Source organism: Peribacillus sp. N1, assembly GCF_054600815.1.
The window spans coordinates 354,065-361,532 of sequence record NZ_BAAHZO010000006.1 but is presented as its reverse complement, the minus strand read 5'-3'; the positions used below and the strand labels follow the sequence as shown (position 1 = coordinate 361,532).

The 7,468-nt window shown below is 38.7% G+C and carries 7 protein-coding genes; 4 read left to right on the top strand and 3 right to left on the bottom strand.

From position 1 onward, the window contains the following. Positions 1 to 313 precede the first annotated feature (313 nt). On the bottom strand, positions 314 to 1,135 hold the full coding sequence (locus tag ACYP5M_RS22545; RefSeq protein WP_230177637.1) for a glycerophosphodiester phosphodiesterase: 822 nt from the start codon (positions 1,133 to 1,135) through the stop codon (positions 314 to 316). Positions 1,136 to 1,340: 205 nt separating this feature from the next. Here ACYP5M_RS22545 and ACYP5M_RS22540 point away from each other — a divergent pair, with 205 nt between their 5' ends. Further along, entirely contained in the window at positions 1,341 to 2,657 is a 1,317-nt protein-coding gene (locus ACYP5M_RS22540) for an MFS transporter (protein ID WP_459735538.1), read from the top strand. A gap of 53 nt (positions 2,658 to 2,710) precedes the next feature. On the opposite strand, the gene ACYP5M_RS22535 is transcribed toward ACYP5M_RS22540, so the two are convergent. Next, positions 2,711 to 3,127 carry an organic hydroperoxide resistance protein gene (locus ACYP5M_RS22535; RefSeq protein ID WP_101224475.1) on the bottom strand — a complete coding sequence of 139 codons (417 nt, stop codon included), beginning with the start codon at positions 3,125 to 3,127 and terminating at the stop codon, positions 2,711 to 2,713. A gap of 191 nt (positions 3,128 to 3,318) precedes the next feature. On the opposite strand from ACYP5M_RS22535, the gene ACYP5M_RS22530 reads away from it, so the two are divergent. Genes ACYP5M_RS22530 through ACYP5M_RS22520 form a run of 3 tightly spaced genes read left to right on the top strand, consistent with a single transcriptional unit; the run spans position 3,319 to position 6,540 of the window. Continuing rightward, positions 3,319 to 3,702 carry a GntR family transcriptional regulator gene (locus ACYP5M_RS22530; RefSeq protein WP_101224476.1) on the top strand — a complete coding sequence of 128 codons (384 nt, stop codon included), beginning with the start codon at positions 3,319 to 3,321 and terminating at the stop codon, positions 3,700 to 3,702. Then, positions 3,699 to 4,598, top strand: a complete 900-nt coding sequence (locus tag ACYP5M_RS22525) for an ABC transporter ATP-binding protein (RefSeq protein WP_459735537.1) — start codon at positions 3,699 to 3,701, stop codon at positions 4,596 to 4,598. Before ACYP5M_RS22530 ends, ACYP5M_RS22525 begins: the two co-directional genes overlap by 4 nt. After that, positions 4,573 to 6,540: a DUF6449 domain-containing protein gene (locus ACYP5M_RS22520; protein WP_459735536.1), complete on the top strand. Its 1,968-nt coding sequence runs from the start codon at positions 4,573 to 4,575 to the stop codon at positions 6,538 to 6,540. The genes ACYP5M_RS22525 and ACYP5M_RS22520 overlap by 26 nt, the downstream gene beginning before the upstream one ends. 104 nt (positions 6,541 to 6,644) lie before the next feature. On the opposite strand, the gene ACYP5M_RS22515 is transcribed toward ACYP5M_RS22520, so the two are convergent. Further along, positions 6,645 to 6,848: a cold-shock protein gene (locus ACYP5M_RS22515; protein WP_061462203.1), complete on the bottom strand. Its 204-nt coding sequence runs from the start codon at positions 6,846 to 6,848 to the stop codon at positions 6,645 to 6,647. Between the last annotated feature and the right edge of the window lie 620 nt (positions 6,849 to 7,468).

Below are 7,468 nucleotides of genomic sequence, written 5' to 3'. Positions count from 1 at the left end.
AGTGGGGTGTAGGTCGAATAAAATGGTGAACGGTCGAATAAAGTGGGGTGTAGGTCGAATAAAATGGGTGAACGGTCGAATAAAATGCGTGAACGGTCGAATAAAGTGGGGTGTAGGTCGAATAAATGCTTGAATGGTCGAAAAAAGTGTGGTGTGGGTCGAATAAATGCCTGAACCCCAAAAAAAGTGCTCCGGCTGAAAACAACGGGGAAGTTTTTTTAAGAAGGAGGTTCGGAATGGTCTCACCCCGAACCATGATTATAAAAATTTCTGTAACCCTTATTAGATTAAGAAGGCAAATTCATTGAAAGATTCAATCAAAAAAATAATCAGGAAAATCAGAAATGATCCCATCTAACTGCATCTTTTTGAACATGCGGATTTGTTTTTTATTGTTGACGGTCCATGTATATACTTTCATTCCGTGCTTTTGGATTCGCATTTGCAGTTTCGTACTCAAAATCGTTTGCTTTGGATTCAAAAATGATGCAAACTCGGCAATCTCCTTTAATTTTTGGTCATTAATTCGCCGTTTTATCAAAACGCCCACTTGTATGTCTGGCATTAATTGATGAAACCTTTTCATGGATTCCATATCGAACGAATGAACCATTATCCTATTTTCACTTGTTGAATATTCTTGGAATTTTCCTAATTCTTCTGCAAGTTTCCGTTCAATGCCGGGATAAGCAGATGGATGTTTTAATTCGATTAAGATTCCGACTTTTGACCCGAAATTTTCCAATACCTCACTTAATAAAGGGATTTTTTCGTTTTTAAAACGGGAATGATACCAGCTTCCTGCATCCAGTTCCTTTAATTCGGCAGCCGTGTAATCACGGATGTTCCCTTTGCCGTTCGTGGTTCGATCCAGAGTTGGGTCATGATGAACCACAAGTACATCATCTTTACTAAGATGGATATCCACTTCCAGGAAATCAGCTCCCAATTCAATAGCTTTATTATAAGATGCCATTGTATTCTCGGGGCAATATCCAGATGCACCGCGATGTCCAATTTTAAGTGGTGAATGCTGCATTTTGAAGTCCTCAGGGAAAACACCCTTTGTTCGATTAGAATAGATGGCGAACAGGACAAGTATGGTTACCAAGATAATAAGAAAAAATGCAATCATCTTTCACACTCCTTTTAGGAATTAAAATTCTTAAATATTCTTTAGAAAGAATATAAAGAAGTTTTCAGGACAGCCTCATTTCACAATTTTACATGTTAGCCAGGGAAAAATCATGTTTTACACAATGTTATAATCCCGACTTAAAGGATTTATTGGAAAGGTATGGAATACATATAATTTAAGTATCAATAAGGGGGGAAAGCAGATGGAGTTGCAGGTGAAACCGAAGTCTAAAAAATCGAGGGGGAATTTTGGTTTATATTTTTCCCTGCCCATTCTGTCTTGGGCGTTTTACGATTTTGCCAATACGATTTTTTCTTCTAATATCAATACGATTTTCTTTCCATTCTTCCTCCAGGAACAGATTGGGGAAAATGCCGTTCTTGATCAGATTGCCAGTACCTTCATCTCCTACGCAAATGCGATTGCCAGTTTGTTTCTAGTTTTGTTTTCCCCGCTGTTCGGTGTCATGATCGATCGAACGGGAAAAATGAAAAAATACATTATGATTTTCACACTCATTTCCGTTGTATGTACATTTTTAATGGGGGTATTTGGAGGGGCGCCGTTCGATGGGAAGCTTCTGGGCATTCCAATTTCCTTGGCGATCGTCATTCTTTTATTTGTGATAGCAAAGTTTTTCTATCATTCGAGTCTTGTTTTCTATGATACGATGATGAGTGATTTAGGCACGAAACAGCAATTGCCGCTTATATCAGGATTTGGCGTGGCGGTAGGCTACCTTGGAACGTTAGTGGGCCTGTCCATCTATCCATTCATAAGTAAAGGGAGTTCACATGAAGCCTTTATTCCCACGGCCATTTTATTTCTGGTTTTTTCCCTTCCATTGTTCTTTTTTTTAAAAGAGTCTCCAAAACAGCAAAAAGCGAAACAACCTTTTTTATCCGGTTATAAGGAAATTAAATCCACATTTAAAGAGATGAAATCCCATCGATCGGTTTTTACATTCATGATTGCTTATTTCTTTTTAAATGATGCAATTGCGACCACTATCGGCATGATGGCCATATATGCCAAGACTGTTGTTGGATTTTCCTCAAGCGGATTCATTTTGCTTTACTTGGTTTCGACAGTATCGAGTATTGCCGGATCGTTTCTGTTTGGATACATCACGCAGTCGAAGGGGCCGCGGCTAGCTGTGACATATGTGGGTGTTCTGCTTTTGGTTGCTTTATTTATAGCGGTCTTTGCACAAACCGCTCTATGGTTCTGGGTTGCCGGAAGTATGTTCGGCATTTCGCTTGGTTCGATGTGGGTGACATCACGGACATATATCATTGAATTGACCCCGGATGAGAAGAGGGGGCAATTTTTTGGACTATTTGCATTCTCAGGAAAAGTCTCTTCAATAATCGGTCCGCTTTTATATGGAACAATAACGTTGGTATTCCATGACCTCGGTACATTGGCGAGCAGGATGGCATTGGGCTCATTGATCATCATGGCGGTAATAGGACTGGGCTTTCTTTTGAAAATGAAGGGATTGGAAGAAGTGAACTAAGAAAAAAGGGAATGGAGCCGGCCTTAATGCCGTATCCATTCCCTTGCATAATCTTATACCAAAATCAAGGTGACATCGACGTTCCCGCGAGTCGCTTTTGAATAGGGGCAGGTCATATGTGCTTTTTTGGCGAAGTCTTCAGCCTCTTCCCTGCTTAGGTCGGGAATAGAAACATCCAATCTTACAGCCAATTTAAAGCCGCCGTCATCCTCATCTTTACCGATCGTGACATTTGCCGTCACGGAAGTATCGACTTTTTTCTTTTCTTTTTGCAGAACAAGATTCAAGGCACTGTCAAAGCAAGCCGCGTAACCGGCTGCGAATAACTGTTCAGGGTTTGTGGCGCGCTCACCGGAACCACCTAATTCCTTCGGTGATCTCACATCGAAGTCCAAAATCCCGTCCTCTGATTTAACATGTCCCTCACGACCGCCTTGTACGGCAACTGTAGCTGTGTATAATGGTTTCAATGAAAACAACTCCTTTGTTTATTCTTACTATCATTAGTTCCCTCCTGTAAGTCTTGTTAAACAAAATGAAAGCGAGTTTATGAAGAGTATTGTGTGAAAATGGTTTTAAATTGGTTTTAAATTGGAAGATATTGTTTTATAATTTACTGTATTAGGAGATGTAATACACCCATTTGCAAGGAGGGTTTATGATGTTTGAGCTGGATGTTCAAAATGGAAAGCCGATATATGAGCAATTGATGGATAAGTTAAAGGAACTAATGATCAATGAAGTTTTACAGGAACATAATCAGCTACCATCTATTCGAATATTGGCTCAGGAATTGACCATCAATCCAAATACGATCCAGAAAGCGTACAAGCAGCTTGAATCTGACGGGTTTATATATACATTACCAGGCAAAGGGAATTTCGTAGCTCCTCCTAAATCCTTGAAAAATTCATTGAAAGAAGAAAAGATCAGAAACGAGCTTTCAAGGGTACTCGCTGAAGCTCTTTATATCGGAATCGATAAACATGAAATTTATAGATTGATAAAGGAAATCAGTCCATTGGCAAAGGGGGGAGATTCATGATTGAAATAAAACAGGTGAGTAAATTATATGAAGGAAAAGAAGCGATCAAAAACGTCACCTTGGTCATACAAAAAGGCTCCATATTCGGGTTATTAGGTTCAAATGGGGCGGGGAAAACGACTTTATTAAAAATGCTTTCAGGCAATCTGATACAGGATGCAGGAGAAGTTCTAATTGATCGATCATACGTGTTTGAAAACCGTGAAGTGAAAAATCGTTGTTTCTTCCTTCCTGATGCGCCTTATTTCCTGGCTAACTATACGATCATGCAAATGGCAAGTTTTTATAGCCATATTTATAGTGAATGGAATCAAGACCGTTTCTATCAATTACAGGAAGTATTTCCGATACCCGTACAAAATAAAATACATAAACTATCGAAGGGTATGCAAAGACAGGTTGCTTTTTGGCTCGCACTCTCGACGATGCCGGAAGTTCTCATCCTGGATGAACCGTTTGATGGGTTAGATCCGGTCATGCGTAAAAATGTGAGGCAGTTGTTGATTCAGGATGTATCGGAAAGGGATATGACGATTTTACTATCGTCCCATAATCTCCGGGAAATTGAAGATTTAGCCGATCATGTAGGGATTTTACATAGGGGTGAGCTTGTGATCCAAAAGGATTTGAATGACTTAAAAGCTGATGTACACAAAGTGCAAATCGCCTTTAAACATAAAATTCCCCACGGTTTATACCGCGGAATTCAAATTCTCAACAAGGAAAGACGCGGCAGCGTGATCGTTTGCATCGTTAAAGGTAAAGAATCCATGATTAAATCGCACTTTAATCAGTTTCAGCCAGAAATATTAGATATTCTCCCCCTTACTCTAGAGGAGATATTCATTTATGAAATGGGGGATATCGGTTATGTCATCCAGAATAACCTGGTTTAATAGAGAATTGATTATCTATATTTTCAGAAGCACTGGCTGGATTGGTTTCCTGTATCTCGTCGGCCTCATATTTGCGCTGCCTTTGGAAATGTTAGCGATTATCTTGAATGAGAACAATGAATATGTGAAATTTGAAAACCTCTTTTCCTGTCAGCAGATGATACAGTTTGTCTTGGTCATCGTTATTCCAGTATTACTTGCCATCTTCCTTTTTCGGTTTTTACAAGTGAAACAAGCCTCTGACTTTATTCATAGTTTACCGATTACTAGACGCAGCATCTACATTCATATGATTGGGACGGGAATTGGCTTCTTGGGTTTGCCGATATTATTTACAGGTTTAATTTTGATACTATTCCACTCGGCAATTGATATAGAAACGCTATATACCATGCCTGATATATGGTCATGGATGGGGACTACATTTATTTTGGAAGCTTTGATCTTTTCTGTTGCCGTTTTAATTGGCATGGTGACGGGATTATCAGCCTTTCAAGGACTGCTGACCTATATTTTTCTTGCTTTGCCGGTGGGGTTGTTTGTACTGTTTGCAGCCAATGTGAAGTTTTTGATAGCAGGATTTTCTGCAGATTATTATCTAAGCTCCAATATGAATGGCATCTCCCCCTTATTAGCAGCAACAGAGATGGAAAAAATAGACTTTTTATCTGTTAATACTTTAATTTATAGTATATTAACCTTACTTTTTCTGATTAGTTCTCTTTTTCTCTATGAGAGGAGAAAACTGGAGCATGTATCGCAGGCATTTGTTTATCCGAAGATTAAGCCATTATTTAAATTCGGCCTGACATTATGCATGATGCTGTTTACAGGACTGTATTTTAGCGAAACGACAAGCCAACCAGGGTGGATTTTCTTCGGATATACCATCGGTTCTTTACTTGGATATTATTTAGGGGAAATGGTCCTGCAAAAGACTTGGCGAATACGGGTCAACAAGAAAGGTTATGCAGCATTTATAATGGCTATCATTGTGCTGGCACTCATTATAAAAATAGATCCCCTTCAGTATAAGGCCAAGATTCCTGATGAAAAAATGATTAGCCAAATTTATATTGGCAATTCTCCTTTATTTTTTGAAGATGGTGACACATCGGATAACGCTTCCAATTATCTTAAAGAGAAGGAAAATATAGAAGCGATCAGGTTATTGCATCAGGAAATTATCGATAAGGGTAAAAAGGTTTCCATTGGTGAATTGAATGATGGACAATCCGTATTCCTGCTGTATGAACTCAAGAATGGAAAACGGTTAGCAAGGGAGTATCATTTGCAAAACTACGACTCATACAAACCGCTATTGGCTAAAATTTATGAGTCGAATGAATATAAAAAAATGGTTAATGAGTTATTGAATGTTTCTGCTGATGACGTATCTAAAATCAAGATAACGGCGAGCGGACAAGTGGACAAATCAATAACGATCACGGACGGTCAACAGCTGGAAGCAGCCGTAAACGCATTGTCGGAGGATCTGAATAATCAATCGTTCGACCAAATGACATCTTCTTTTGGTGCTTATGCCTCCATCGACATTCTTTTGCATAATGACAAAACCATTTATATGAATTGGGACTCTTCATATACTCAGTTTTCAAAATGGATGGAAAGTACCGGACAATCGGAAAAAGCAAGGTTAATGGTTGATGATGTCTCTTATGTACTGGTTGCGAAGACCGATTCGAAAGTTTATCATTCGTTTTCTGAAAGTGAAATCGCACAGCAGATTGAACAACAGCCAAACCGCTTGAAAATTAAGACCGCTTCGGAAATCGAGACGGCCATTGATAATGCCCAAATCGATTGGGGTGGGGAGTACTCAGCTGCCTTTTATTATAAAGAAAGCAGAGATGTGGACATCAAGAGTTTTTCTGGTGAACATGTTCCCGGCTTCATTTTGGATCATTTTAATGAAAGATAACGTGAATATGCCGCTTGTACATATAACATATAAAGGAAAGGATGCCGCCCAATCTGGGCGGCATCCTTTTCCATTGTCCATCAATATGTTTGTGTATCTATGCTTTAGAGTTTTACGACGTTTTTAGCTTGGGGTCCGCGGTTTCCTTCTTCGATTTCAAATTCAACCTCTTGACCTTCATCAAGGCTCTTGAAACCTTCTCCTTGAATGGCGGAAAAATGTACGAAAACATCGTCTTCGTTTGGTACTTCGATAAATCCAAATCCTTTGTCACTATTGAACCATTTTACTTTACCTGTTACTGTCATTCGATGAATCCTCCTAAAAAGTTAAAAAATATTAATGGTGATGATTTTACCGTGATGGAAAAATCAATTTCACACATTATCCAGCACCCTCATTCAAGTTAAAATCATCATACGAAGATGCTTGATAATATGTGAAAGCCTCTTATGAGGCAATTTCCATTTTTTTAATATATACCCACCTTTATAAAGGATAAAACAAATGGAATTAATTTATACATTCCCATTAGGGAAAATATTATTAGACAGGTTTTATAAGGGGAAGCATAACGGTATTGTCGCACAGGAGTTTCCTGGATTGAAATTTGACCGGGCCAATAGGAAAAGCCTTTAGAGTGGAGAATAGGAAAACAATTTGGCATTAAAGTTTTTCACGAAAATAATCGGGTATAGGATAAGTAAGAAAGAAAGGACTGATGAAAAATGAAGAAATTATTAAAAAGGGCCCTCATTTTTGCTGCTCCAATCATATTCAAGGAAGTAAAAAAACGCTGGAAGAACAAGCGGAATCAAAAAGCGATTAAACCTGCAAGGTAAATAAGTTAAACCATGAATAAATGAACTGTAACCATATGGATTAAGATAAGGGGCGCTGATTAAGCGTCTTTTGTTTTGCCATCTGA

Bases quoted from the DNA above. Each gene is read 5' to 3' on its own strand.
- ACYP5M_RS22525 (WP_459735537.1), top strand. From the start codon at position 3,699: ATGATTGAAATAAAACAGGTGAGTAAATTATATGAAGGAAAAGAAGCG.
- ACYP5M_RS22545 (WP_230177637.1), bottom strand. From the start codon at position 1,135: ATGATTGCATTTTTTCTTATTATCTTGGTAACCATACTTGTCCTGTTC.
- ACYP5M_RS22540 (WP_459735538.1), top strand. From the start codon at position 1,341: ATGGAGTTGCAGGTGAAACCGAAGTCTAAAAAATCGAGGGGGAATTTT.
- ACYP5M_RS22530 (WP_101224476.1), top strand. From the start codon at position 3,319: ATGTTTGAGCTGGATGTTCAAAATGGAAAGCCGATATATGAGCAATTG.
- ACYP5M_RS22515 (WP_061462203.1), bottom strand. From the start codon at position 6,848: ATGACAGTAACAGGTAAAGTAAAATGGTTCAATAGTGACAAAGGATTT.
- ACYP5M_RS22520 (WP_459735536.1), top strand. From the start codon at position 4,573: ATGTCATCCAGAATAACCTGGTTTAATAGAGAATTGATTATCTATATT.